At 63.8% G+C, this 25,620-nt stretch carries 15 protein-coding genes and 1 pseudogene; 11 read left to right on the top strand and 5 right to left on the bottom strand.

The features are described from left to right. Positions 1–148: 148 nt before the first annotated feature. From I6F21_RS24270 to I6F21_RS24260, 3 genes are read left to right on the top strand one after another with little or no spacing between them, the layout of a single operon-like run. Entirely contained in the window at positions 149–3,418 is a 3,270-nt protein-coding gene (locus I6F21_RS24270; RefSeq protein WP_225139530.1) for a transglutaminase family protein, read from the top strand. Positions 3,419–3,445: 27 nt separating this feature from the next. Continuing rightward, on the top strand, positions 3,446–5,959 hold the full coding sequence (locus I6F21_RS24265; RefSeq protein WP_036023056.1) for a circularly permuted type 2 ATP-grasp protein: 2,514 nt from the start codon (positions 3,446–3,448) through the stop codon (positions 5,957–5,959). Next, positions 5,956–6,834, top strand: a complete 879-nt coding sequence (locus I6F21_RS24260; protein ID WP_036023057.1) for a transglutaminase family protein — start codon at positions 5,956–5,958, stop codon at positions 6,832–6,834. Before I6F21_RS24265 ends, I6F21_RS24260 begins: the two co-directional genes overlap by 4 nt. Before the next feature lie 158 nt (positions 6,835–6,992). Here the strand turns inward: I6F21_RS24260 and I6F21_RS24255 are convergent. Next, positions 6,993–7,293, bottom strand: a pseudogene (locus I6F21_RS24255) (caspase family protein); the annotation flags it as partial. 225 nt (positions 7,294–7,518) lie between these two features. Here I6F21_RS24255 and I6F21_RS24250 point away from each other — a divergent pair. After that, entirely contained in the window at positions 7,519–8,748 is a 1,230-nt protein-coding gene (locus I6F21_RS24250; protein ID WP_036023058.1) for a GTP-binding protein, read from the top strand. A gap of 486 nt (positions 8,749–9,234) precedes the next feature. Next, positions 9,235–14,778: a DUF4082 domain-containing protein gene (locus I6F21_RS24245; protein ID WP_225139529.1), complete on the top strand. Its 5,544-nt coding sequence runs from the start codon at positions 9,235–9,237 to the stop codon at positions 14,776–14,778. Between the two features lie 410 nt (positions 14,779–15,188). On the opposite strand, the gene I6F21_RS24240 is transcribed toward I6F21_RS24245, so the two are convergent. The 4 genes from I6F21_RS24240 to I6F21_RS24225 are packed head-to-tail and all read right to left on the bottom strand — an operon-like array spanning position 15,189 to position 19,423. Continuing rightward, on the bottom strand, positions 15,189–16,469 hold the full coding sequence (locus tag I6F21_RS24240) for an ABC transporter substrate-binding protein (RefSeq protein WP_036023061.1): 1,281 nt from the start codon (positions 16,467–16,469) through the stop codon (positions 15,189–15,191). Positions 16,470–16,498: 29 nt separating this feature from the next. Then, entirely contained in the window at positions 16,499–17,335 is an 837-nt protein-coding gene (locus I6F21_RS24235) for a carbohydrate ABC transporter permease (RefSeq protein ID WP_036023062.1), read from the bottom strand. Continuing rightward, positions 17,332–18,279: a sugar ABC transporter permease gene (locus tag I6F21_RS24230; RefSeq protein WP_036006139.1), complete on the bottom strand. Its 948-nt coding sequence runs from the start codon at positions 18,277–18,279 to the stop codon at positions 17,332–17,334. The genes I6F21_RS24235 and I6F21_RS24230 overlap by 4 nt, the downstream gene beginning before the upstream one ends. Beyond that, positions 18,272–19,423 carry an ABC transporter ATP-binding protein gene (locus I6F21_RS24225; protein ID WP_036023063.1) on the bottom strand — a complete coding sequence of 384 codons (1,152 nt, stop codon included), beginning with the start codon at positions 19,421–19,423 and terminating at the stop codon, positions 18,272–18,274. Before I6F21_RS24225 ends, I6F21_RS24230 begins: the two co-directional genes overlap by 8 nt. Before the next feature lie 150 nt (positions 19,424–19,573). Here I6F21_RS24225 and I6F21_RS24220 point away from each other — a divergent pair, with 150 nt between their 5' ends. The 6 genes from I6F21_RS24220 (at position 19,574) to I6F21_RS24195 (ending at position 25,492) form a co-directional block, all read left to right on the top strand. Further along, complete coding sequence (locus tag I6F21_RS24220) at positions 19,574–20,473, top strand: LysR family transcriptional regulator (RefSeq protein WP_225139527.1); 900 nt, start codon at positions 19,574–19,576, stop codon at positions 20,471–20,473. Between the two features lie 210 nt (positions 20,474–20,683). Further along, positions 20,684–21,511 carry an HD domain-containing protein gene (locus I6F21_RS24215; RefSeq protein WP_036023069.1) on the top strand — a complete coding sequence of 276 codons (828 nt, stop codon included), beginning with the start codon at positions 20,684–20,686 and terminating at the stop codon, positions 21,509–21,511. A gap of 134 nt (positions 21,512–21,645) precedes the next feature. Further along, positions 21,646–22,539, top strand: coding sequence for an alpha/beta hydrolase (locus I6F21_RS24210; RefSeq protein WP_225139526.1), 894 nt, complete (start codon positions 21,646–21,648; stop codon positions 22,537–22,539). A gap of 171 nt (positions 22,540–22,710) precedes the next feature. Then, the gene (gene folE / locus I6F21_RS24205) at positions 22,711–23,337 is read left to right on the top strand and encodes a GTP cyclohydrolase I FolE (protein ID WP_225139525.1); all 627 of its coding nucleotides are present in this window, start codon (positions 22,711–22,713) and stop codon (positions 23,335–23,337) included. A gap of 144 nt (positions 23,338–23,481) precedes the next feature. Beyond that, complete coding sequence (locus I6F21_RS24200; RefSeq protein ID WP_036006124.1) at positions 23,482–24,057, top strand: HdeD family acid-resistance protein; 576 nt, start codon at positions 23,482–23,484, stop codon at positions 24,055–24,057. A gap of 223 nt (positions 24,058–24,280) precedes the next feature. Then, positions 24,281–25,492, top strand: coding sequence for an ABC transporter substrate-binding protein (locus I6F21_RS24195; RefSeq protein WP_036006122.1), 1,212 nt, complete (start codon positions 24,281–24,283; stop codon positions 25,490–25,492). The last annotated feature ends 128 nt before the right edge of the window (positions 25,493–25,620 follow it).

The raw sequence follows: 25,620 nt of genomic DNA, 5'->3' as shown, positions 1-25,620 counted from the left end.
AGAAGGGAAGAGCCTCGCCGGCGCGGCCCAATAACAACCACCATCACCCGCCCCGCACCTTACCTAGGCACCCCGTGCCCGTTGTTAGTGCTTGATCGCGTTGACCTCAGGTGTTCTGCTCAAAAAAGCTGCTGGAGCACCGCATCCCGTGTCGATCTACGTCGCGCTACACCACGTCACGCACTACAAATACGACCGCCCGATCGACCTTGGCCCGCAGACGATACGGCTGCGGCCGGCGCCGCATACGCGCACGCCGATCCTGAGCTATTCGCTCAAGGTCACGCCTTCCAATCATTTCGTGAACTGGCAGCAGGACCCGCAGGGCAACTGGCTGGCGCGCTACGTCTTTCCGGAGAAGACCACCGAGCTGAAATTCGAGGTCGACTTCACGGCGCAGATGACGGTGGTCAACCCGTTCGACTTCTTCGTCGAGCCGTATGCCGACAGCTTTCCGTTCGACTATCCCAAGGATCTGAAGACGGAGCTCGCGCCTTATCTCGAGACCATCAAGCCCGATCGCCTGTTCGCCAAGTTCCTCGATTCGATCCCGCACGAAGCCCCGAACACGGTCAATTTCCTGGTCGACCTCAATCGCGAGATCCAGAAGAAGGTCCGCTACATCATCCGCATGGAGCCGGGCGTGCAGACGCCGGAGGAGACGCTTGTCTCCGGCGCAGGCTCATGCCGCGACTCCGCCTGGCTCTTGATCCAGACCTTGCGCCATCTCGGGCTCGCCGCCCGCTTCGTCTCGGGCTATCTGGTCCAGATCCGTCCCGACATCGATCCGATCGAGGGGCCGCCGGAAGTCGAGAACGATTTTACCGATCTGCACGCCTGGGCCGAGGTCTATCTGCCCGGCGCGGGGTGGATCGGATTCGACGCGACCTCGGGCATGCTCGCAGGCGAGGGGCACATCCCGGTCGCAGCCACGCCGCACTACCGTTCGGCGGCGCCGATCTCCGGCGGGGCCGGCTTTGCCGAGGTCGAGTTCTCCTTCGACATGAGCGTGAGGCGCATCCGCGAGGCGCCGCGCATCACAAAGCCGTTCTCCGACGAATCCTGGGCGCGCCTCGACGATCTCGGCGAGCAGGTCGATGGCGATCTCGCCAGCGAGGACGTGCGCCTCACCATGGGCGGCGAGCCGACCTTCGTCTCGGTCGACGATCTCGAGGCCGGCGAGTGGAATACGGAGGCCGTCGGCCCGACCAAGCGCGCGCTCGGCGACGATCTGATCCGCCGCCTGCGCACGCGCTTCGCGCCGGGCGGGCTGCTGCATTACGGCCAGGGCAAATGGTATCCGGGCGAGAGCCTGCCGCGCTGGGCCTTCGGCCTCTATTGGCGCAAGGACGGCGTGCCGATCTGGAAGAACGCCGATCTCATCGCCAGGATCGAGAATCCCAGGAGACCGGAGGTCAAGGATGCCGAGGCCTTCATGGAAGGCACGGCGGCGCGACTCGGCGTCGACCTCGGCTACATCATGCCGGCCTATGAGGATCCCGCCTATTGGCTGCAGAAGGAAGCGGAGCTTCCGGTCAATGTCGATCCCACCGATTCCAAGCTGTCCGATCCCGAAGCGCGCGCACGCATGGCGCGGGTGTTCGACCAGGGCCTGAATACGCCGCGCGGCTTCGTGCTGCCGATCCAGCGCTGGAATGCACCTCCGCGCTGGCGCAGCGAACGCTGGCCGCTGCGGCGCAATCATCTGTTCCTGACGCCGGGCGATTCACCGCTCGGCCTGCGCCTGCCGATCGGCTCGCTCGGTCACGTCCCGCCCAACCAATATCCCTACATCGTCGAGCAGGACCCGATGGAGCCGCGGGGCAGGCTGCCGGTGTTCACCCGCATGGCGCGTCCGCCATCGCCGCCGCGTACGGCCCCCGAGCATCTCAACACCGCTATACCCGTGCGCACGGCGATGGCCGTGGAGATCCGCGACGGCCTGATCTGCGCCTTCATGCCGCCGGTCGAGCGCATCGAGGATTATCTCGAGCTGATCTCGGCGCTGGAAGACACCGCCGAGGAGATGCAGCTTCCGGTCCATATCGAGGGTTACCCGCCGCCGTTCGACCCGCGCATCGAGGTGATCAAGGTGACGCCCGACCCCGGTGTCATCGAGATCAACATCCAGCCGGCCAAGAGCTGGCGCGATGCGGTCGAGATCACCACCGGCCTCTACGAGGATGCGGCCAAGGTCCGCCTCGGCGCCAACCGTTTCTTGGTCGACGGCCGTCACACCGGCACCGGGGGCGGCAATCACGTCGTGGTCGGCGGCTCCTCACCGCAGGACTCGCCGTTCCTGCGCCGGCCCGATCTTCTGAAGAGCCTGGTGCTGTATTGGCAGCGCCATCCGGCGCTGTCCTATTTCTTCTCCGGTCTTTTTATCGGCCCGACCAGCCAGGCGCCGCGCATCGACGAGGCGCGCCACGACAGCATCTACGAGCTCGAGATCGCGCTCTCGCACGTGCCGCCGCCCAGCTACCAGACGCCGCTCTGGCTGGTGGACCGGCTGTTCCGGCATCTATTGGTCGACATCACCGGCAACACCCACCGCGCCGAGATCTGCATCGACAAGCTCTATTCGCCGGAAGGAACGACGGGCCGGCTCGGCCTCGTCGAATTCCGCGCGCTCGAAATGCCGCCGGATCCACGCATGTCGCTGGCGCAGCAGCTCCTGATCCGCGCGCTGATCGCAAAGTTCTGGCGTGAGCCGCTGAGCGGCAAGTTCGTGCGCTGGGGTACCGCGCTGCACGACCGCTTCATGCTGCCGCATTTCATCTGGGAAGATTTTCTCGACGTGCTCGGCGAGCTCAAGCAATCGGGCTATCCGTTCGAGCCGGAATGGTATCTGGCCCAGCTCGAATTCCGCTTCCCCGCTTTCGGCCGCATCCACCATGGCGGCGTGACGCTGGAGCTGCGGCAGGCGCTGGAGCCCTGGCACGTGCTCGGTGAGGAGGGCTCGGCCGGCGGCACCGTGCGCTATGTCGATAGCTCGGTCGAGCGGCTCCAGGTCAAGGCCGAAGGCTTCGTCGAGGGCCGCCATGTCGTCACCTGCAACGGCCGCCGCCTGCCGATGACCCCGACCGGCCGCTCCGGCGAGGCTGTGGCTGCCGTCCGCTTCAAGGCCTGGCAGCCGGCCTCCGGCCTGCACCCGACCATCCCCGTGCACGCGCCGCTGACCTTTGACCTGATCGATACCTGGAACGGCCGCTCGCTCGGCGGCTGCGTCTACCACGTCGCCCATCCTGGCGGGCGCAACTACGACACCAAGCCGGTCAATACCTACGAGGCCGAGGCCCGGCGGCTGGCGCGCTTCCAGGACCACGGCCACACCCCGGGTCCGATGCAGCCGCCGCCCGAGGAACGCACAAATGAATTTCCGCTGACCCTCGACTTGCGGACCCCGCTCCTGCAATGAGTATGATGGTGGGGGAGGGAAAGGCCCATGGGCGAGGGCGCAGCCGAAGACAACGACCAGGCGGGCAGGGCAAATGCCCAGCAGCGGATTGCGCAGTGGGTCCGCGACTATAGCCGCCTGCCCGGCATCCCCGACGAGTTCCTGGGGCCCGACGGTGCGCCGCGCGCGGTCTGGAGCCGCTTCTTCGACGCCTTCGGCGCGCTGGCGCCCGACGAGATCGAGCGCCGCTTCGGCATGGCCGATCGCCATCTCCGCGAGGCCGGCGTCACCTACCGCGCGCCCGGCGATAGCGCCGACCGGCCCTGGTCGATCAGCCATCTGCCGCTTTTGATCGACGAGGCCGACTGGCAGCAGCTTTGCGCCGGCATCACCCAGCGCGCCGAGCTGCTCGAGCGCGTGCTGCGCGACATTTATGGCGAGGGGCGCCTCGTGGCCGAAGGCGCGCTCCCGGCCGCGGCGATCGCCGGCAGTCCCGAATATCTCCGTCCGGTCTGCGGCGTGCCGCCGCCCGGCGGACGTTATCTCTCGATCTATGCCGCCGATGTCGGCCGCGGGCCCGACGGCCGCTGGTGGGTGCTCGGCGACCGCACCCAGGCGCCATCGGGTGCGGGCTACGCGCTGGAGAACCGCCTGGTGCTGTCGCGCGCCTTCTCCGATCTCTACAAGTCGATGAACGTGCCGCGCGTCGCGCCGTTCTTCGAGGCATTCCGCGACAGCTTGCGCGCGCGCGCCGATCGCGACGAGCCCAGGATCGGCGTGCTCACCCCCGGCAGCTTCAGCGAGACCTATTTCGAGCACGCGACGCTGGCGCGCTATCTCGGCTTCCTGCTGGTCGAGGGCGACGATCTCGCGGTCAGCGACGACCGCGTCCACATTCGCACCGTCGCCGGCCTGAAGCGGCTGGATGTGCTGTTGCGCCGGGTCGATTCCAACTCGCTCGACCCGCTCGAGCTCGATGCCTCCTCGCGGCTCGGTGTGCCCGGCCTGATCGACGTGCTGCGCAAGGACGGCGTCGTCGTCGCCAACATGCCAGGCTCGGGCGTTTTGGAGGCGCGGGCGCTGCTCGGCTTCCTGCCGGCGCTGAGCCGCCGCCTGCTCGGCGAAGACCTGAAGATGCCGCACATCGCGACCTGGTGGTGCGGCCAGCGCGTGGCGCGCGACGAGGTGCTGGCGCGGCTCGAGGAGGTCGCGATCGAAGGCGCCTATCGACGCGGCGTTCCCGGTTTCGACAGCAATGGTCCGGTGCTCGCGAGCGAGCTCGACGTCAGCGCCCGGCAGCGCTTGATCGATGCGATCAGCGCGCGCGGCATGGACTATGTCGGCCAGGAGGTGGTGCGGCTCTCGACCATGCCGGTGTGGGAGCACGGGCAGCTCACGCCGCGCCCCTTCGTGCTGCGCGTGTTCGCCGCCGCCACGCCGGACGGCTGGGCCATCATGCCCGGCGGCTTCTGCCGCATCGCCGAGCAGCCGGACGCGCGCGCGGTGTCGATGGGCGACGGCGCGCGCGCCGCCGACGTCTGGGTCGTCTCCGACAAGCAGGTCGCGACCGCGACGCTCCTGCCGGCGACCGACAAGGTGCGCATCCGCCGCATCGCTGGCGTGCTGCCCAGCCGCGCCGCCGACAATCTGTTCTGGCTCGGCCGCTATCTCGAGCGCGCCGAGGCGACGCTGCGGCTGCTGCGCGCCTTGGGCTCGCCGAGCGGGCCGAACAAGGGCACGGCGGCCTCGGTGCAATCGGCCGAACGCATCCAGCGCCTCCTTGTCGCCTGGGGCGCGGTCTCGCAATCCTCGCGCACGGCCGCGGGGCGTATCGTCGCCGAAGCGCTGCAGGGCGCGGAGCGTTTCGGCTCGGCCCTGTCGCTGGTGAGGGCGGCGCAGCGCACGGCGACCTCCTTGCGCGAGCGGCTGTCGCCCGATGCCTGGCAGGTGATCACCGAGATGGCCGAGCGCCTCGCCATCGAGGTGGAGGACGACGACAGCGTGCTGAGCGCCGCCGAGCTGACCTTGCAGGAGCTGGCGAGCTTCGCAGGCCTCGCGCAGGAGAACATGAACCGCGCCGCCGGCTGGCGCTTCCTCGACATCGGCCGCCGCATCGAGCGCGCCATCAACACCACGCGCTTCACCCGTCAGTTCGCCTATGACGAGGCCGGCGACGAGGATCTCGACATCCTGCTGACGCTGGTGGATTGCCAGATCACCTACCGCTCGCGTTATCTGCTGGCGCCCATTCTGGCCCCGGTGCGCGACCTCGCGGTGCTCGACGGCTACAATCCGCGTTCGGTGGCGTTTCAGGTCACGACGCTGAACGAGCACATTGCGGCGCTGCCGAGCCTGAAGGAGCATGGCCTGATCGAGAAACCGCAGCGTCTCGCCGTGGCGATGCAGGCGATGCTCGCGACCGCCGAGGCCGAGAAGCTCGAGGTCAAGACGCTGTTCGCCCTGGAGCAGGATCTGCTCAGCCTCGGCGAGGCGATCGGGCAGCACTACTTCCCGCACGGTCCCAATGCCAGCCGGCCGGAAAAGCTGACGGGGCTGGCGTGATCTACGACATCCGTCACGTCACCACCTACGAGTACGAGAATCCCGTCAGCTTCGCCCGCTGCACGCTGCGGCTGGAGCCCAGAAGCGGCGGCGGCCAGGAACTGATCTCGCACGAGGTCGAGATCCATCCGCGCCCGGCCGAGCGCAATGTGCGGCGCGACTTCTTCGGCACGTTGACCGAGAGCGTGACGATCGAAGCCGCGCATCGCAATCTGCGCATCGACTCGCGCTCGCGTGTCTCGGTGTCGCGCAAACCGCCGGCGCGAGATGCGGTCAGCCCGCCCTGGGAGAGCGTCCGCGACACCGCGTTCGAAGCCACCAGCCTCGGGCCGTCCTCGCCGGTCGGTTATGTCTTTGCCAGCCCCCTGGTGCCGGTGCTGCGCCCGGTCAGCGCCTATGCGGGGATGAGCTTTCCGCCCGGCGCGGGCATCCTCGCCGGCGCCGTCGACCTGATGCGACGCACCCGCGGCGAGTTCCGCTACGATCCGAAGGCGACCGTGATCTCGACACCGCTCGAGGAAGTCTTCGACAAGCGTCACGGCGTCTGCCAGGACTTTGCCCATGTGATGATTGCCGGGCTGCGCGGGCTCGGCCTGCCGGCCGCCTATGTCAGCGGCTATCTGCGCACCATTCCGCCGCCGGGCCAGCCGCGGCTGCAAGGTGCCGACGCCACCCATGCCTGGGTGTCGCTCTGGTGCGGGGCCGAGCTTGGCTGGATCGATCTCGATCCGACCAACGATCTCCTCGTCGGCAACGATCACATCGTGCTCGCAATGGGACGCGATTTTTCCGACGTCTCGCCGGTCGACGGCATCATCGTCGGCTCGCCCAAGCAGAAGCTCGGCGTCGCCGTCGACGTGCTGCTGGTGGAGTAGGGTGGGTACTCAAAGAGTCGGCTTATGACCCCGTTGCGGAAGTTGACGTGAGCTGTGCGGCCGCGCGGCTCAATCACACACTTCCGCTGTGCCCTCCCACCGCGTACTCGTACGACAGTGCCTTCTGTCCGACAACCGGACCTTACCAGCCGGCAGCCCGGGATCAGATAGTTGATGCAGTCCAGTTCGGTGCCATGCCCGGCGTAATAGACCACCGCGACCTCGGCATCGCGCGCCTTACTGCCAAAGTCGCGCAGCGTCCTGCGCATCTCCGAAACATTGAGTTCGAGCTTGATGTTAACATTATCGAACCCGGCCCTCCTGCATGCCGGCGACTAATGCGGCATCGTTCGTGGGGTTCGCCAGCTTCGCGCCGAGTTACCGATCACCAGCGCGCCGCGCTTTTCAGCGTGTGCGGAGCTATAGCCCAACCAGACTGCACAATATCAATAAGGCGATTAGCCGAAGCAGGCCCTAGCGCCGTGTCGGGAACACGGACGAACTTCTGCCGGCGGCGATTCGCTGATTTAATTGTTAGACCTGTTATTAATATTGTCATTATACTAATAACTGGCAGACTCGGAAGAGACAGATAGGTCTAAATAGTTGCGATGCGCGCCTGCAGCAGCACTACTTGCCTCCGTCAACGTTGTTTAGTTGGGACGTCATCGGCCGGGGAGACTTATGCAAGAGAGAGCAAGCGCCGCCAATCGGCTACCGGTCACCGTGCTCAGTGGATTTCTGGGTTCGGGGAAGACGACATTGCTCAACCACGTGCTGAGGAATCGCGGGGGCCTCCGAGTTGCAGTCATCGTCAATGACATGAGTCAGTTGAACGTAGATGCGGATCTGGTTCGCAACAGTGGCGCGAACCTATCGCATACCACCGAAACACTCGTGGAGCTCAGCAATGGTTGCATATGCTGCACGCTGCGCGACGATCTCCTGGTGGAGGTCAGGCGGTTGGCCGAGGAGCGGCGCTTTGACTATCTTCTGATTGAAGGGACCGGGATTTCTGAACCTCTCCCTGTCGCGGCAACTTTCTCCTTTCGCGACGAAGCCGGCGTCTCGCTCTCCGATCTTGCGAAACTCGACACGATGGTGACCGTCGTGGACGCGACGGACTTGCTCGCCAAGTATAGCAGTCGCGATCTTTTGCGCGACCACGGCGAGCTACGTGATGCCTCCGACGTTCGTACGGTCGTCGATCTCCTAGTTGAGCAGATCGAATTCGCTGATGTAGTCGTCATCAACAAGGTGTCAGAAGTGACCGAGGCGACGCGAGCGGACGTGCGCAAGGTGGTTGCCGCGCTCAATCCCCGGGCACGCACAATCGAGACCGACTTTGGCGACGTTCCTCTCCACACAATTCTTAACACCGGCCTCTTCAATGAAGCCAAGGCTGCGACACATCCTCTCTGGAACAAGGAGCTGTACAATCCCGCTTGCCATGTGCCGGAGACCGAGGAGTACGGCATATCCAGTTTCGTCTACTTGGAAAGACGTCCGTTCGATCCCGTCAGTCTCTTGTCCTTTCTCAATAAACCCTGGCCAGGCGTATTGCGCGCCAAAGGACATTTTTGGCTTGCGACCCGCCCGGATTGGGTGGGTGTTCTCTCCGTCGCAGGGATGCAGCGTCGATGCGAGCCCATGGGACATTGGTGGGCGACGGTCCCGAAGTCGACGTGGCCAAGCCATCCTCAGGTCCAACAACATCTCGATCACCAATGGGACAACACCTGGGGCGATCGCCGCCAGGAGCTTGTGTTCATCGGTTCAGGCATGGACGAAGTGTCCATCCGAGCTTCGCTGGATGCCTGCCTTGCCGATTCGGAGAATGGGTTCGATCCCCAGAGTTGGCGCAATCTCAGCGATCCCTTTCCGCCCTGGCAATATCCTGATCACGTAAGCTAGGCGGCGCCGGGCGCTTTGCATTTTAGCTACATCAAGACGGCCAGATGGCGAGTATGTGATATGAAAAATCTTGATATTTAATATTTAATAAGTTAAAATGTGCGCTTTAATTCGGCGGAATTGAATTTTGGGCAATCATGGCAGCCGCTACCAGTAACGGTGCAACCGCAGCCGAAAGGCAGATCGAGCAGTGCGGCTTCCCGCTCGCCTACTGGTTCAGAGCCCCGCCTGTCAGTCCAAAATTGGCTCGTTCGCGAACATTGGGGATGTCCCTCCGACATCCACGTCATCGTCTAGGTGACGGGCATCAGAATCTTTCATTCACACTCTCACATCTCTCGCGAGGATGTCATGAGGTCCTTGTACGAAAAGTCTGGCTTGAGCCAGTTGGCTTTCGGATTGCGGACTTGGCCACGGACCCTGCACCGGAGGAGCATTTGGGCGTCAGATCCAGAGGCTAAGGACGAGCTGCTGCCAACGCACCCCGTGCGCAATCCGCTTGAAACGGACCTGCGCGCCTCAGATGCCACTGCACTATCTTTATCCAATTTGGCTTCGAGCGCCGAATTGCCGAGGGTAACCGCAGGATGGCGAACGCCAACCTCTGCGGCAGCCGACCAAACGACCTCAAATCCGGTCGTCATTCTTGGTCGGATTCCCTCGGCGGCCTTGGCTCCGAGTATCGTTGGATCGTCGGGGATTCCAGCGGCCGCGCAGGTTTGTGGTTGCGGCTACTTCATTGCTCCAACACGATTGCTCGATCAAAGTGCAGCCCACATCGGGCAGTTGCAAGGTAATCGTTTATCTGGTGGAGCGGACTTCGTGCTGACCGGCCAGACCGGAATCATGGGAGCCTCCACCAGTGCCGACATGCCATTGCAGCAGGTTACGCCTCTTATCAACTGGAACGCGCTGCCAGGTGGAGGAGAGACCGGTACCGGGACGGCAACCAGCCCAATTGGAATTCTGTCCGGCTCGGTGACAACCGCAAAGGCTCCCCCAGCCGGCCGGCAGGCCGCCACAACGGAGTCCACCAGCAGTCTCGCGGCTGCAGCGACTTCCACAAACCCAATTGTTCTCGAGAACCAGAAGCCGGGAAACCCACAAAGCGAATGGGATATCGTTGGCGCGGGCAGTTCGAATATCGAAGGTTTCGCCACCGACATCAGCGTCAATCGGGGTAACCGGGTCGACTTCAAGATCAATACGAATTCATCAAACTACCGGATCGACATCTACCGCCTCGGCTACTATGGCGGCATGGGAGCGCGAAAGGTCGCCACCATCCAGCACACGGGCGTGCAGAACCAGCCTACGCCGCTGCGCGACGCGGCGACCGGCCTGGTCGATGCCGGCAATTGGTCCATCTCAGCCTCCTGGGATATTCCCGCCGATGCCGTGTCCGGCGTCTATATTGCAAAGCTCGTGCGCCAGGACGGAACTGCCGGCGCCAATCACATCCCCTTCATCGTTCGAGACGACAGCAGCACCAGCGATGTGATCTTCCAGACCTCGGATACAACCTGGCAGGCCTATAACGGCTGGGGTGGTGCAAATTTCTATGGCGGCAACGGTCCCGCGACCGGTCAAGGCGCCGGGCGCGCCTACGCGGTGAGCTACAACCGGCCGATCGCCACCCGCGGCAACGTCGGGACCTATGCCGGCCCGCAGGACTATTTGTTCGGCGCTGAGTATTCTGCGATCTACTGGCTGGAGCAGAATGGTTACGACGTCTCCTACATGTCGGGAGTCGATGCCGATCGTTACGGCAGTCTCCTCCTCAACCACCAGCTCTATCTCGACGTTGGTCACGACGAGTATTGGTCAGGGCAGCAACGCGCCAATGTCCAGGCGGCCCGCGATGCCGGCGTGAATCTTGCGTTCTGGAGCGGCAACGAGATGTATTGGCGCACGCGCTGGGGTAACAGCATAAGCAGCGACGCCACCGCCTACCGCACCTTGATCTCCTATAAGGAGACTTTTTCACCAGGAGCGTCGATTGATCCAAGCGACCAGTGGACAGGAACGTTCCGTGATCCGCGCCTCAGCCCGCCGGCGGTCGGCGGGGGAATCCCGGAAAATGCCCTGATCGGACAGATGTTCCAGGTCGATGATGTCGGCCAAGGCAGCGGCCTCCAGTCAATCACAATTCCCTATGACGACGCTAACCTGCGCTTCTGGCGCAATACCAGCGTTGCCAATCTTCAGCCCGGGCAAACGGCAACGCTGACCAAGAACTATCTTGGCTATGAGTGGGATGAAGCGCCTGACAACGGATTCGATCCAGCCGGCCTGGTTCGGCTTTCCTCGACAACCATTCCGGTCAATACCTATCTGCTTGACTATGGCAACACGACCGGAAGTGGCGTTTCAACCCATAACCTGACCCTCTATCGCGCTCCGAGCGGCGCATTAGTCTTCGGCGCCGGTACGGTCTACTGGGCATGGGGCCTGAGCGACAATCACGACCTAGCGCCGACGCCGACCGATCCGCGCGTGCAACAGGCTATGATCAATCTGCTCGCCGACATGGGGATTCAACCGGGAACGCTCCAACCGGGGATGGTCGCGGGTACCGGCTCGACGGACTCGACAGCTCCGACCTCCACCATCAACGCCCTGGCAAATTTCAGTGCCGGAAATACGGTCACGATTTCCGGCACGGCAGCCGATGTGGGCGGCGGCGTGATCGCCGGCGTGGAGGTCTCGACCGATGGTGGGCTGAGCTGGCAGAACGCGATTGGCGATGAGACGTGGACTTATACCTGGGCGCCGCAAGTTGCCGGGACCTACACGATCAAATCACGCGCGGTGGACGACAGCATCAATCTGGAAACGCCTTCGGCGGGCCGCACGGTGACCGTGAGCGCGCCGTCCTTCATCTCGCTCTTTCCTGGCTCGGCGACCCCCGCCACAGTCAACACCATAGATGCCAGCGCCGTCGAGCTCGGTGTGAGGTTTCAGACGTCGACTGCCGGCACCGTAAGCGGAATCCGCTTCTACAAGAGCAGCCAGGATACAGGCACCCACACGGGTGAACTCTGGACCAGCACCGGCACCTTGCTGGCAACCGCCACGTTTACAAACGAAACGACAAGCGGTTGGCAGAGCGTGACCTTCTCCAACCCGGTCCCGCTGACGGCAGGCACCACCTATGTCGCGTCTTATCACACGAACGTAGGCCACTACTCCTCCAGCGTGAACTACTTCACGAGCAATGTGACCAGCGGTCCGCTGACCGCCCTCGCCAATGGTAACGGCGTCTATACCTACAGCAGCAACAGGGCATTCCCGACCACCACGTTCCAATCGACAAATTTCTGGGTTGACGTCATGTTCAACCCTTCCACCACCAATTCCGCGCCGGTGGCTACGAACGATACCGGGCCGACCGTGACGCAAAATACGCCCATGACGATCACTGCGGCGTCGCTGATCGCCAACGACAGCGACCCCAATGGGGACGCCCTAACCATAAGCGGAGTAAGCGCAGCGACAAACGGCACCGTGGTCCTCAACACGCAACCCAATCCGCAGAATAACAACATCACATTCACGCCCGCCGCCGGCTATACCGGTCCGGCCAGCTTCAGCTACACGATTTCGGACGGGCGCGGCGGTACGGCCACTGCCAGTGTCAGCCTCACGGTGGTACCGCCCGGTGCGGCTCCCGTCAGCCTGTTCAGCGCGTCAAATATACCAGCGCAGACCAACCTCAATGACGGATCGCAGCTTGAAGTCGGGATGAAGTTCACGTCCTCCGTCGCCGGCCAGATCACGGCTCTCAAATTCTACCGCAGCGCCGGCGACACTGGTCCCGACGTGCTTGATCTCTGGACGTCAACGGGCACCCGACTTGCTACCGCCACCTTCACCAATACGTCGGTCAGCGGGTGGCAGACCGTTACCCTGCCGTCCCCAATTTCGATCGCCGCCAACACGACCTATGTTGCTTCTTATCACACCACCGGCTCCTATGTGGCCACCAGCAACTACTTCACCACGGCTGTCACCAACGGCCCATTGACCGCGCTTTCGACTACGACGGCCGGCGGCAACGGCGTCTATTCCTATGGCGGCACCAGCACGTCCGGCATCTTCCCGACCAGTACCTATAACGCCGCCAACTACTGGGTCGATGTTGTGTTCGCGCCGTCCGGCGGCGGCAACCAGCCACCGGTTGCCAACAACGATAGCGGCTACACCACCACCCAGAATACCGCACTGACGATTGCGGGCAGCGCGCTGCTCGCCAACGACTCCGATCCCAATGGCGGCACTCTCACAATCACCGGCGTGAGCGGCGCCGTCAACGGCACCGTCAGCTTCAACAGCCAAACCAATGTAGTTACCTTCACGCCGACTACCGGCTATACCGGTGCGGCATCCTTCAGCTATGCCATTGCCGACGGACAGGGCGGAACCGCAACTGCCACGGTCAGCCTGACGGTAAATACCGCAACGAACCAGCCGCCGGTAGCTAGCAACGACAGCGGCTACAGCACCACGCGGGACACGGCTCTCACGATTGCCGCGTCGGCCCTGCTTGCGAACGACACCGATCCGAATGGCGACCCGCTGACGATCACGGGCGTGAGCGGCGGCGTCAACGGTACCGTCAGCTTCAATGCCCAGACCAATCGCGTCACCTTCACGCCGACCACCGGCTACACCGGCGCTGCATCCTTCAGCTATGCCATCTCGGATGGTCGCGGCGGCACCGCAACTGCAACGGCTAATTTGACAGTGACCCCGCCGACAGTGAGCCTGTTTTCAAGTTCCGACACGCCGGCCATTCTCTCGGATCCTGACGCGGCCCAGGTCAATCTCGGGGTGCGTTTCACGTCATCCGCGGCCGGCACCATCAGCGGCATCAAGTACTACAAGGGTACCGGCGACACCGGCACCCATACGGGGTCATTATGGAGCAGCACGGGCACGCTGCTCGCGACCGCGACGTTCACGAACGAAACCAGCAGTGGATGGCAGACCGTCATCTTCAACAATCCGGTTTCGATCGCCGCCGGCACGACCTATGTGGCAAGCTACCACAGCAACGGGCACTACACGTCCACGAGCAACTACTTTACGGCCCCGCGCGTCAATGGTCCGCTCACAGCGCCCGCCGGCAACAATGGCGTCTACACCTACGGCACCGGCAATCTGTTCCCAACCAGCACCTTCGGGGCCACCAACTACTGGGTGGACGTGATGTATAGCCCCGCGAGCGGCGTCAACCGGCCACCAGTCGCGGCGAATGACTCCGGGTTCAGCGCTACTCAGAACACTGCGATCTCGATCCCGGCTTCGGCATTGTTGGCCAACGACACCGATCCCGACGGCGATGCCCTGACCATCACGGGCGTCAGCAACGGCGCCGGCGGCGTCGCGAGCTACAACGCGCAGACCAGCACCGTCACTTTCACCCCGAACTCCGGATATACGGGACCGGCGTCATTCACTTATGCAATCTCTGACGGTCGAGGTGGGACGGCAAGCGCGTCCGCCTCTCTCAACGTCAACGCAGCATCTGCGAGCATCGTAAGTCTGTTCAGCAATAATCCGACGCCGAGTGTGGTATCGGTCAATGATCCGAATTCGGTGGAGCTTGGGTTCAAATTCCGGGCGTCGAGCGCCGGCGATGTCACCGGGCTACGCTTCTACAAGGGCCCGTCGAACACCGGCACTCACACCGCCAATCTCTGGAGCAGCACCGGCACCCTGCTGGCCACCGCCACCTTCACCAACGAGACGGCGAGCGGCTGGCAGCAAGTCAACTTCGCCACACCGGTGACGATCACGCCAGGGCAGACGTATGTTGCATCCTATCATACGTCGGGAAACTACTCCGCCGATCCCAACTTGTTTAGCTCGGCGGTTAGCAACGGACCGCTGACTGCGCCATCCTCGGCTTCGAGCGGAGGCAATGGAGTGTATGCATATGGATCAAACAGCCTCTTCCCAACCGACACTTACAACTCAACGAGCTACGGTGTGGACGTTCTGTTCCGCCAGCAACTGACTGGCTAACGGGGGCAGCGCCCGTTTGCGTAGCGACTACGGTCAGATGGCAAGGACGCAATGCGGAGTACGCTCCATGACTTCAGTCGATGAATCATTACACTAGCTTATCCGAAATTCCTCCCACCGTGTCTCTACTAGAGCGCGGGTTGCGGTTGGTGCCGCAAGGGTCGCCTGAGCTCGTGTCGGCTACTGCATCGGGTTGTTTTTGCAGATTTTGAAATCAGGTCTCCTGCCCAAGCATCGCGATCGGCCTTACCCGGCGGACGGCAAAAGTTCTGGATCAAGGTGAAGAACCGCAGGAAATGGTCGGCGCCCGCCGGTCACCGCACCATGGTCTCGCGATCCATGCCTGACAGCCGCGTCAATACGGCGGCACGGGGCGCTGGTGCGTCCCGTGCCGGGGGATGTGAGGATGGTCAGCGCGCCGCGCCGGTCGTCTTCGGCAGCAGCTTCTGCACGTCAGCCGTCATGTCGGCGAGAACGGCCTCCGACTCCTTGGCGCGCGCGCCCGAGATGATCGAATTGAGATGATCCTTGATCACGTCGGTGATCTTCAGGCCGTTGTCGCCGGGGAAGGCGTACCATTTGGTGAGCAGCGCGAGTTGGCTGACCGCGGTGTAGTTGTTGGGGTTCTTGACGTAGAAATCCTTCAGATAGACCTCGTTGGCGACCTTGTTCGGCGGCATGTAGCCGGTCGTCTCCGCCATGATCGCAGCGCCCTTTGGGCCGGTCCAGAACTTCACCACCTCCCAGGCGGCGTCGCGCTTGGCCTTGTCCTTGGCGAGGATCAGCACGACGTTGCCGCCGGCCGGCAACCTGCCCTTCGGGGAGGCGACGTCCGGGAACGAAATTGTCTTCAGCGCGAACTTGCCGCCGGTCATCTGTGTGACCTTGTTGAGGTCCGAGGTCGAGGTGACGTGGAAGCCAGTCTTGCCGGCCGCGAACGCGGCGCGCATCGACGGCTGGTCGAGATTGGGCATGCCGGCCTCGTTGACGAGCCGCGCGATCGTGTTGATGGCGAACTTGCCCTCGGCTCCGTCGAAGGCGACCTTGGTCTCGTCGGCATTGAGCATGGTGCCGCCGCGCGCGAACACCGGCGCCTGCCACAGCCAGTTGCCGGTGATGTCCCAGGCATAGGTGACGCCGTTGTTGTCATTGCCGAGCGCCTTGATCTTCTTGGCCAGCGCGATCAGCTCGTCCCATGTCTTCGGCAAATTGTTCACGTCGCCGCCGGCCTGCTTCACCAGGTCAAGATTGACGTAGACGATCGGCAGCGAGATCGCGAAGGGCAGGGCGTAGACCTTGCCGCTGGCGGTGCCGATGTCGAACATCGCCTGGTGGAAGCCCTGCTTGTCGAAATCCTTTTCGGCAGCGATGTAGCCGTCGAGCTCGGCCGGGATGTTCTTGTCGACCAGGACGCGGATGCGGTTCAGGCCCTGGAAGGACACGTCCGGCATCTGGTTGGTCACGGCCTCGCGCAGCACCTTCTGGGTGCCGTCCTCGTAGGATTCGTAAGGCGCCCGCATGGTGACCTTGATCTCCGGGCGCACCTTGGCGAACTCCTCGGCGATGCGCTTGTGTGTCTCGGTGAACAGCTCCGGATAGGGATATTGCATCACGATCTCGGTCTGGGCCTGCGCGAGCGCAGATCCGGCCACGAGCGACAGAGCCGCTGCGGCGATGATGGACTTCAGCATGGATAGACTCCCTGTTTGAGGTGACGCGGTTACTTGATCCCGGTGAGGGTGATGCCTTCGATGAAGCGGCGCTGGGCAAAGAGGAAAGCGATGACGAGCGGCGCGATGATCACCATCGCGGCGGCCATCAGCGGGCCGTAGCTGGTGCCGGCCTCGCTGTTGCGGAAATGGGCGACCGCGAGCGGCGGCGTGCGCAAGTGCTCGCTGTTGAGCACGATCAGTGGCCAGAAATAATCGTTCCAATGCGCGACCACGGAGAAGATGCCGAAGGCGGTCACTGCGGGAATCGCGGCCGGCAGCATCACCCGCCAGACGATGCCGAATTCGGAGATGCCGTCCATGCGCGCGGCGTCGACGAGATCGTCGGGCACGGTCTTGAAGAACTGGCGCATCAGGAAGATGCCGAACACCGAGATCGTGAAGGGCAGCACCAGCGCGGCATAGCTGTCGAGCAGACCGATCTTGTGCAGCAGCAGGAAGACCGGGATCGCGGTCGCCTGCGGCGGGATCAGGATTCCGAACAGCACCAGGGCGAACAGCGTCTCGCGACCGAGGAAGCGGAGTTTTGCCAGCGCGTAGGCCGCCGGCAGCGCCACCATCACCTGCAGCACGAAGATCGAGACCGTGACGATGATTCCGTTGAGCAGGAAGCGCAGCAGATTGGCCTTGGCGAAGGCCTCGCGCAGATTCTCGACAAGCGCGAACTGGTGCGGGATCAGGTGCAATTCGCTGGAGAAGATCTCGGTCTGCGGCTTGGACGCGGTCGAGATCATCCAGATGAAGGGGGCCAGCATGAGCGCGGCGCCCGCGATCAGCAGCACGTGGCGGAGGATCGCCCGGAATGGGATGGGATGCGCGTTGGTCATGTGTAGTGCACGCCGCGATCGGCGAGCCTCGACTTGATCAGGGTGAGCGCGAGGACGAAGACCAGGAAGACCACGGTGATCGCCGCGGCGTAGCCCGAGCGGAAGAACTCGAATCCTTCCGTGTACATCGTGTGGATCAGGACCTCGGTGGATTTCGACGGGCCGCCCTTGGTCAAGACGTGCACGGTGTCGAACACCTGGAACGAGCGAATGCCGGAGATCACGACGACGAAGGTCGTGACCGGCCCCAGCATTGGCCAGGTCACGAGGCGGAAGCGCGCCCAGCCGCTCGAGGCGCCGTCGATTTCGGCCGCCTCGTAGAGCTGCTTGGGGATGGAGACGAGGCCGGCCAGGAACAGCACCATGTTGAAGCCGACGGCCTGCCAGATGCCGATCGCGCACAGCGCATAGAGCGCCGTGCTGCGGTCCTGCAGCCAGGCGAAGGCCGGCAGGCCGGCGCCGCGCAACAGCCCGTTCACCAGGCCGAACTGCGGATGCAGCATGAATTCCCACACCACCGCCATCGCGATCAGGGTCGCCATGACGGGCAGGAAATAGATCGTCCGGTAGAGGCTGCGCAGGCTGGTGCCGCTCTGGATCAAAAGCGCGATCGCAAGGCCGGCGATCACGGCGCCGGGCACCACGATCACGACGTAAGTCAGCGTGTTGCGCAGCGCGGTCCAGAACACCTTGTCGGCGAACAGGTCCTGGTAGTTGGCGAGCCCGATCCAGGAGAAATGCGGCGCGCCGAGCTGATAGTCGGTGAAGGAGAGGGCGATCACGCCGGCGAGCGGACCGAGCAGCATGACCAGCATGAGCGCGGCGGCCGGCGTCACCAGCGCGTAGGCGGCATGGCTCCGCCTGCTGCCATGGGCCGGCAGCGTGCGCCTCGTCGTGCCCGCGGGAGCAACAGTCGCCCCGATGGTGATGGAGCCGTCAGACATGGGCGGGCTCACGGATGCGCTCGGCCTGCTCCATTCTGAGCTCGATCCGTTTCCCGGCCGGATCGAACATCCGCACCGCGTCTGGTGCGAAGCCGAAGGCGACGGAGCTTGCCATCGCCGGCAAATGCTTGACGTCCGCGAGCCGCGCGATCAGGCGCGACCCGATGCCTTCGACCGCCAGATGCACGAAGGCCTCGGCGCCGAGATTCTCCAGATGGACGACGGTTCCGGAGAACGGCCCGGTGCCGAGCTCGATCCGCTCCGGACGGACCCCGATGCGGCAATCGCCGGCCGCCGCATTGCACGTAAGTTTCAAGGCGGTCCCCAGCACATCGACGCCGCCGTCCTTTCGGATCCGGCCGGGGAGAACGTTGATCTTGGGGCTGCCGATGAATTCGGCAACGCGGATGTCGCCGGGCTCGTTGTAGATCTCGGCCGGCGTGCCGGCCTGGATCAGCTCACCGCCCATCATGACGGCGATCCGGCTCGACATCGTCATCGCCTCGGCCTGGTCGTGCGTGACGTAGACGAACGTTGCCTTGAGGCGGCGATGCAGCTCGGCGAGCTCTGCGCGCATGTGGACGCGCAGCTTGGCGTCGAGATTGGAGAGCGGTTCGTCGAACAGGAAGGCCACCGGCTCGCGCACCATGGCGCGTCCGACCGCGACGCGTTGCCGCTGTCCGCCGGACAATTGTCCGGGCTTGCGCCGCAGCAATGGGCTGATGTCGAGCTGCTCGGCGATGCCTTCGATGTCGGCGCGAATGTGCCGTTCCTTGGCGCGCCGGCCCGGCAGCAGCGCACCCAGCAGTGGCAGTCGCTCGATCGCGGAGAGGCGCCGCATCCGCAGCGGCACCGCGATATTGTCGAAGGCGCTCAAATGCGGATAAAGCGCATAGGATTGGAACACCATCGCGAGGTTTCGCGCGCTCGGGCGAATGCCGTCCACGGGGCGGCCGTCGATGTGGACCTCGCCGGAATCTTGCGGCTCGAGCCCGGCAATGATGCGAAGCAGGGTCGACTTGCCGCAGCCGGACGGGCCGACCAGCGAGATGAATTCGCCGTCGGCGATGCGGAAATCGATGCCTTTCAGGACGTCGGTGCCGTCAAAGGACTTGCGGATTGCGGATAGTTCGATTTGCGCCATGCGCGCTGATCCCCTGCTGGTCCGTTTGCGGCGCACGAGGAGTAGGAAGCGCGTCTGACATTCACATAACGGTCAATGGCCTTCCTTATGGTCATCCCAGGTTTTGCTTTCGCCCCGTCCGACGGGGAATATCATCTTGGGGTTGTCGTCGTGGCGTTGACGTCGTCGCGCGTTCGGGCGGTCAATGCGGTGTTCGATACCGGCAGCTTTGCCGCTGCGGCAAGGCGGCTCGGGGTGTCGCAGCCGGCCGTTGCGCAGCTGGTGCGGGATCTGGAGGCCGAGTTCGGGGTGGCGCTGTTCGACCGGCACGGCCAGACCCTGATCGCGACATCGCTGTGCCGGCGGCTCTATGCCGCGACGAGCCGCATGCAGGCGGTCGAAGCCGATGCGCTCGCCATCCTGCAGCAGCGCGACGAGCTCACGGGAGGTGAGCTTCGCATCGGGCTCGGCAACGCCATGCCCGGCATGGCGTTGATCGCGGCGTTCCGCAATCTCTATCCGAAGATCCAGATCAACATCGAGATCGGCAGCTGGTCGGCGATCATGGCCGCGGTGGTCGACCAGCGCGTCGACGTCGCCGTACTGCCGGAGGTGCCGCAGGACAACCGCTTCCGGCGCGAGCCCTGCGTGCAGCAACGCGTCGTTGCGATCTGCCATCCCGTTCACGACCTCAGCCGTCAAGCGCGGATATCCATTGCGGGCCTCGTGCAGTATCCGCTGGTGTTTCGGACCCGGGATTCCGCGACCCAGCGCGCCGTGGACAGGGCGTTTCGCGCCGTCAACCTGCGCGCCAATCCGGCGATCATCGTCAACACGCGCGAGGGGATGCTGGAGGCCGTCGCCAACCGGCTTGGTGTCGGCTTTGTCTGGGAGCACGGCTCGAGCCGCATCGACCGGATCGCGAAGGTGGCGATCGCGGAAATCGAGGCGGAGTCGCCCGAATACATCTTCTCGCTGGCGGGCAAGCGCGGCAAGCTGGTCGAGCTGTTCTATCTCGCCAGAAGCCTTTCGCGCCCGGCCGACGGCGCCGATATCCTGGCCGCGCCCTGAGCGGCGGCCGCCTTCCCGCCGCTTTGGGTTGTGCTGAACTGTGACGGCAACCGTGATGTTGCGCAGCGGGACGGTAAGGTATTTGCGTATTTTCCGTCCCCGAAGTTTGGTTACCCGGCCCAAGATGGGCTATGCTCCCCGCTGCGTCGACGACAAGAATGAGACGTCGGGAGATGGCATGGGATACCAGCGGCGGACGGGGCTGCGTCCATGATAACCTTACCCAGACTGGCAGCTGAATCGCTGGAGCAGTTCCTCGGCAACTTCATGCGCCGCCGGTACGATGAGACTTCCGCAAGCATCGTTGCCAGCGCAACCCGTACCGCGATGGAATGCATCGGCAACAGCGATGCGCTCTACCACAATATCGAGCATACGATGCTGGTGACCCTGGCCGCCCAGGCGATCCTCCGCGGCCGAAGCCTTCATACCCATCTTTCGGCGGAAGATTACGTTCATGTCCTGATCGCCTGCCTCGCCCACGACATCGGCTATGTCCGCGGCCTGTTCGAGGAGGATGACGCCGACGGCTTCGTCATCGACGCCGCCGACAACAAGATCTCGCTGCCGCGCGGTGCATCGGACGCGAGCCTGATGATGTATCACGTCGACCGCTCGAAGCTGTATGTGACGCGGCGGCTGCGCCATATCCCGGGAGTCGATCCGGAGCGCGTTGCCCGCGCCATCGAGGGGACGCGCTTTCCCGCCCGTGAAGGCCAGGAATACGACGACGAAGCCTCGATCCTGCGTGCGGCCGACTTCATCGGCCAGCTCGGCGATCCCAACTATCTGCGCAAGGCCAACGCGCTCTATTACGAGTTCGAGGAGGTCGGCATCAACCGCCAGCTCGGCTACGACTCGCCCGCCGACATCGTGAACCGCTACCCGCAATTCTATTGGAACAGCGTTGCTCCGCACATCCAGACCGAGATCGGCTATCTCAACAAGACCGAGATCGGCCGGCAATGGATCGCCAACCTCTACAGCAACGTGTTCCGCGCCGAACGTGACATCTCGCTGTCCGGTCCGCAGAAATAGGCGCCTTGTAGCCTCGTAGCCCGGACGGAGCGTAAGCGAAATCCGGGATTCGCGGATACAGGCGTCCCCGCATTGCGCTTCGCTCCATGCGGGCTACAAGAGCTCTGCGCAACGAGATCATCCGTGAGCAAATCATGCAACAAAAAACCATCACCGCTGATATCCTCGACATCGGTTATCGCGAATACGGTGCGCCGGACGGCTGGCCCTGCATCATGGGGCATGGCTTTCCCTATGACGCGAACGCCTATGCCGAGACCGCGCCGATCCTCGCCGAGGCCGGCGCACGCGTGCTGGTGCCCTGGCTGCGCGGGTACGGGCCGACGCGGTTTCGCTTCGCTGAGACGCTGCGCTCCGGCGAGCAGGCGGCGTTAGGTGCCGATCTCCTGGCCTTCATGGATGCGCTCGGTATCAGGCGCGCCGTCGTCGGCGGCTACGATTGGGGCGGGCGTGCCGCCTGTGTGGTCTCGGCGCTCTATCCGGAGCGCGTGGTCGGTCTCGTCTCCGGCAATTCCTACAATATCCAGAACATCGCCCTCGCCATGGAGCCGGCTTCGCCGCCGGAGGAGGCGGCGTTCTGGTATCAATATTTATTCCACAACGAGCGCGGCCGCCGCGCGCTGCAGCGCAACCGCCGCGGCTTTGCCCGTCAGCTCTGGACGATGTGGTCGCCGAAATGGGTCTTCGACGACGCAACGTTCGAGACGAGCGCCGTGTCGTTCGACAATCCTGATTTCGTCGACGTCGTGATCCATTCCTACCGCCATCGCTACGCGCTCGTGGCCGGCGATCCCGCCTATGCGGGGATCGAGGCAAAGCTCGCCGCGCAGCCGACGATCCGCGTCCCGACGATCGCGATCGACGGCGACAGCGACGGCGTCAATTCCGGCACCGCCCACCACGCGCGCAAGTTCGAGGGATTTTTCGAGCGGCGCGTCTTCACCGATGCCGGTCACAATTTGCCGCAGGAGCGGCCGGCCGAATGGGCACAGGCCGTGATCGACGTGCGGAAAGCGGCTGCGTCATAGGCGGCCCCGAGGCGCCCTCGGCGCACCTCATCATGAGGGGATTGGCGGGTCGGCACTAGGCCATCCATCCGTTCCCCAAATTTCCCCGACTTTCGGGAACCTTTTCCGATTGCGGCCGTCCAAGCTGTGGGCCCGCTTCCATATGCGGGCTCGTTGCAGGGGAGAAGCTTGATGAAGTCACAAGTGCGCAAGCTGGAACGTGTCGCCGTGGCGCAGACGCCGAGCGATCGGCCTGACAGGGCGGAGGTCGAAGAGGCGATCCGGACCATGATCCGCTGGGCCGGCGATGATCCCGCGCGCGACGGTCTGCGCGAGACACCTGATCGCGTCGCACGCGCTTTCGAGGAGTATTTTTCGGGGTACGCGCAGGACCCGACCGAAATTCTGCAGAAGACTTTCGAGGAAATCGAAGGCTATGACGAGATGATCGTGCTGCGCGGCGTTCGCTTCGAGAGCCATTGCGAGCACCACATGGCGCCGATCGTCGGCCGCGCCTGGGTCGCCTATATTCCGCAGGGGCGCGTCGTCGGCATCTCCAAGCTCGCACGCGTGGTGGACGTCTACGCAAAACGGCTCCAGATCCAGGAGAAGATGACCGCACAGATCGCCAACACCATCAACGACGTGCTCAAGCCCGAAGGCGTCGGCGTCATCATCAAGGCGACGCATCACTGCATGACCACGCGCGGCGCGCACAAGCCCGGGACCGATCTCGTCACCAGCCGTATGCTGGGTGTGTTCCGCGACAATGCGCTGACGCGCCAGGAACTGCTGGGGCTCGCCAGTTCGGACGATTGACCTGCGCTCGGCGCTGACCCGCCGCATTCGATCTTGATTTGCGTCAAGGTTGCGGCAGGCGAGGTCTGCTCTGCTGGGTGTTGTCTCGGTCGGGTGCGTGCTATCATGGCGTGTGCCCGGGGGCTTCGCATGCAGGAGTGGCCCATGACAACTGCGTCAGATACGTCTCATCCGTCCGGTCTCGGCTCGGGAATGGCTGCGCTACACGCCAAATGGGGCTGGATCGTCGCGCTCGGCGTCGTCTACCTGATTGCCGGCTTCGTCGCGCTCGGCAGCATGGTGATGGCAACGGTGGCGAGCGTGATCGTGGTCGGCGCAATGATGATCGTCGCCGGCGTCACCGAGGTGATCGGCGCATTCCAGATGAAGAGCTGGGGAAAGTTCCTGATCTGGGCCTTGCTCGGTGTGCTCTACATCGTTGCCGGCTTCCTCACCTTCGCGAACCCGCTCTTCGCCGCGGTTCTGCTCACGCTGTTCCTCGGCGCCTCGCTGCTGGCCTCCGGCGCGGTCAGGCTGTTTCTCGCCTTCAGCATGAAGCGCGAAAGCCCGTGGGGCTGGGTGGCGGTGTCGGCCGTCGTCACGCTGCTGCTCGGGCTGCTGATCCTGGTGCGCTGGCCGGTGAACAGCGTCTACATCCTCGGCCTGTTCCTCGGCATCGACCTGATCATGGCCGGTGCCGGATGGGTCAGCTTGGGCTTCGCCTTGAAGCGGCGCGGCTAAAGCATGATCCGGAAAAGTGCCGAAGCGGTTTTCCGGAAAGCTCATGCGTCAAGAACAACCTGACGCACGATGACGATTCATCAAAATCTCGTCGCGCTTCAGGCGATGCCATCAGCAACTCGACGCAAGACCATCTTGATGAACTCCGCTGATCTGACGCGCTGACAAGAAGCAGCGCGCCGCGCGGTCGTTTCGCCGCGGCGACAATCATTGGGGAGAAACCATGAAAGCCGCTTTGGCCCTGGCCGCAGCGCTGGCTGCCGCCTGCTTGTCCGCTCCTGTCTCCGCGCAAAAATCCTACGGTCCTGGAGTTAGCGACACCGAGATCAAGATCGGCAACACCATGCCCTATAGCGGCCCGGCATCGCCGCTCAGCATCACGGGACGGGTGATCTCCGCCTATTTCGACGAGATCAACGAGAAGGGCGGCGTTGGCGGCCGCAAGCTCAACCTGATCTCGCTCGACGATGCCTTCTCGCCGCCCAAGACCATGGAAGCCGCGCGGCGCCTCGTCGAAGGCGACGGCGTCGCCTTCATCTTCGCCACCATGGGCACGGCGCCGAGCTCGGCGATCGCAAAATATCTCAACAGCAACAAGGTGCCGCAGATCTTCCTGATCAGCTCGGCCTCGAAGTGGAACGATCCCGCCAACATGCCTTGGTCGATCGCGCTGCCCTGGGCGCCGAACTACACCAGCGAGGCTGCGATCGACGTCGCCTATGCCCGCGCCAGGAACCCGAATGCGCGCTTTGCGGTGCTCTACCAGAACGACGACGCCGGCAAGGAATATCTTCGCGGCGTCAAGGAGGCGCTCGGTGCCGACGCCGACAAGGCGATCGCGATGGCCTCGAGCTTCGAGGTCGCCGATCCCACCGTCGATTCCCAGGTCCTGACGCTCGCCAATACCAAGGCCGACGTCTTCATGATCTATTCGGTGACGCCGCGCGCCTGCGCGCAGGCGATCCGCAAGGCGCACGAGGTCGGCTGGCAGCCGACGCGCTTTCTGGCCTCCGGCTGCGCCAACAAGGCTACCGTGATGGCGCCCGCTGGCCTGGAGGCCGGCAAGGGTGTGCTGTCGCTCGGCGCGCTCAAGCCGTTCGTCGAGGCGCCGAAGGACGATCCGGCGATGACGGCCTATATCGACTTCATGAAGAAGCGCCTGCCCAATGCCGACATCAACAACGTCGCGGGCCTCTATGGCTACACCGTCGCCGAGGCGCTGGTGGCGCTGCTGAAGCAGTGCAAGGACAATCTGACGCGCGAGAACATCATGGCGCAGGCCGCGAATCTGAAGAACGTGCCGCTGTCGCTCCTGATGCCCGGCATCACCCTCAACACCACGCCGCAGGATTTCCGCCCGATCAAGGACGGCTACATGCTCCAGTTCGACGGCAACGACTGGGTGGTGGCAAGCGAGCTGTTGCGCGGGACGTGAGAGATGAAATAGCGGTCACACGGCGGTGCACCCTCTCCCCTTGTGGGAGAGGGTGGATGCGCGAAGCGCAGCCGGGTGAGGGGTTTCTCTCCGCGTGCGAAGCTGTCTGTTGTGTTGCGGAGACAACC

It is taken from the genome of Bradyrhizobium sp. NBAIM03, from assembly GCF_020194055.1.
GTDB classification, from domain to species: Bacteria; Pseudomonadota; Alphaproteobacteria; order Rhizobiales; family Xanthobacteraceae; genus Bradyrhizobium; species Bradyrhizobium yuanmingense.
This window is presented reverse-complemented; position numbering and strand designations above follow the sequence as displayed.

Coding starts and splice junctions, on each gene's coding strand:
- I6F21_RS24200 (WP_036006124.1), top strand. CDS start 23,482: ATGACAACTGCGTCAGATACGTCTCATCCGTCCGGTCTCGGCTCGGGA.
- I6F21_RS24230 (WP_036006139.1), bottom strand. CDS start 18,279: ATGTCTGACGGCTCCATCACCATCGGGGCGACTGTTGCTCCCGCGGGC.
- I6F21_RS24265 (WP_036023056.1), top strand. CDS start 3,446: ATGGGCGAGGGCGCAGCCGAAGACAACGACCAGGCGGGCAGGGCAAAT.
- I6F21_RS24225 (WP_036023063.1), bottom strand. CDS start 19,423: ATGGCGCAAATCGAACTATCCGCAATCCGCAAGTCCTTTGACGGCACC.
- I6F21_RS24195 (WP_036006122.1), top strand. CDS start 24,281: ATGAAAGCCGCTTTGGCCCTGGCCGCAGCGCTGGCTGCCGCCTGCTTG.
- I6F21_RS24235 (WP_036023062.1), bottom strand. CDS start 17,335: ATGACCAACGCGCATCCCATCCCATTCCGGGCGATCCTCCGCCACGTG.
- folE (WP_225139525.1), top strand. CDS start 22,711: ATGAAGTCACAAGTGCGCAAGCTGGAACGTGTCGCCGTGGCGCAGACG.
- I6F21_RS24240 (WP_036023061.1), bottom strand. CDS start 16,469: ATGCTGAAGTCCATCATCGCCGCAGCGGCTCTGTCGCTCGTGGCCGGA.
- I6F21_RS24210 (WP_225139526.1), top strand. CDS start 21,646: ATGCAACAAAAAACCATCACCGCTGATATCCTCGACATCGGTTATCGC.
- I6F21_RS24250 (WP_036023058.1), top strand. CDS start 7,519: ATGCAAGAGAGAGCAAGCGCCGCCAATCGGCTACCGGTCACCGTGCTC.
- I6F21_RS24215 (WP_036023069.1), top strand. CDS start 20,684: ATGATAACCTTACCCAGACTGGCAGCTGAATCGCTGGAGCAGTTCCTC.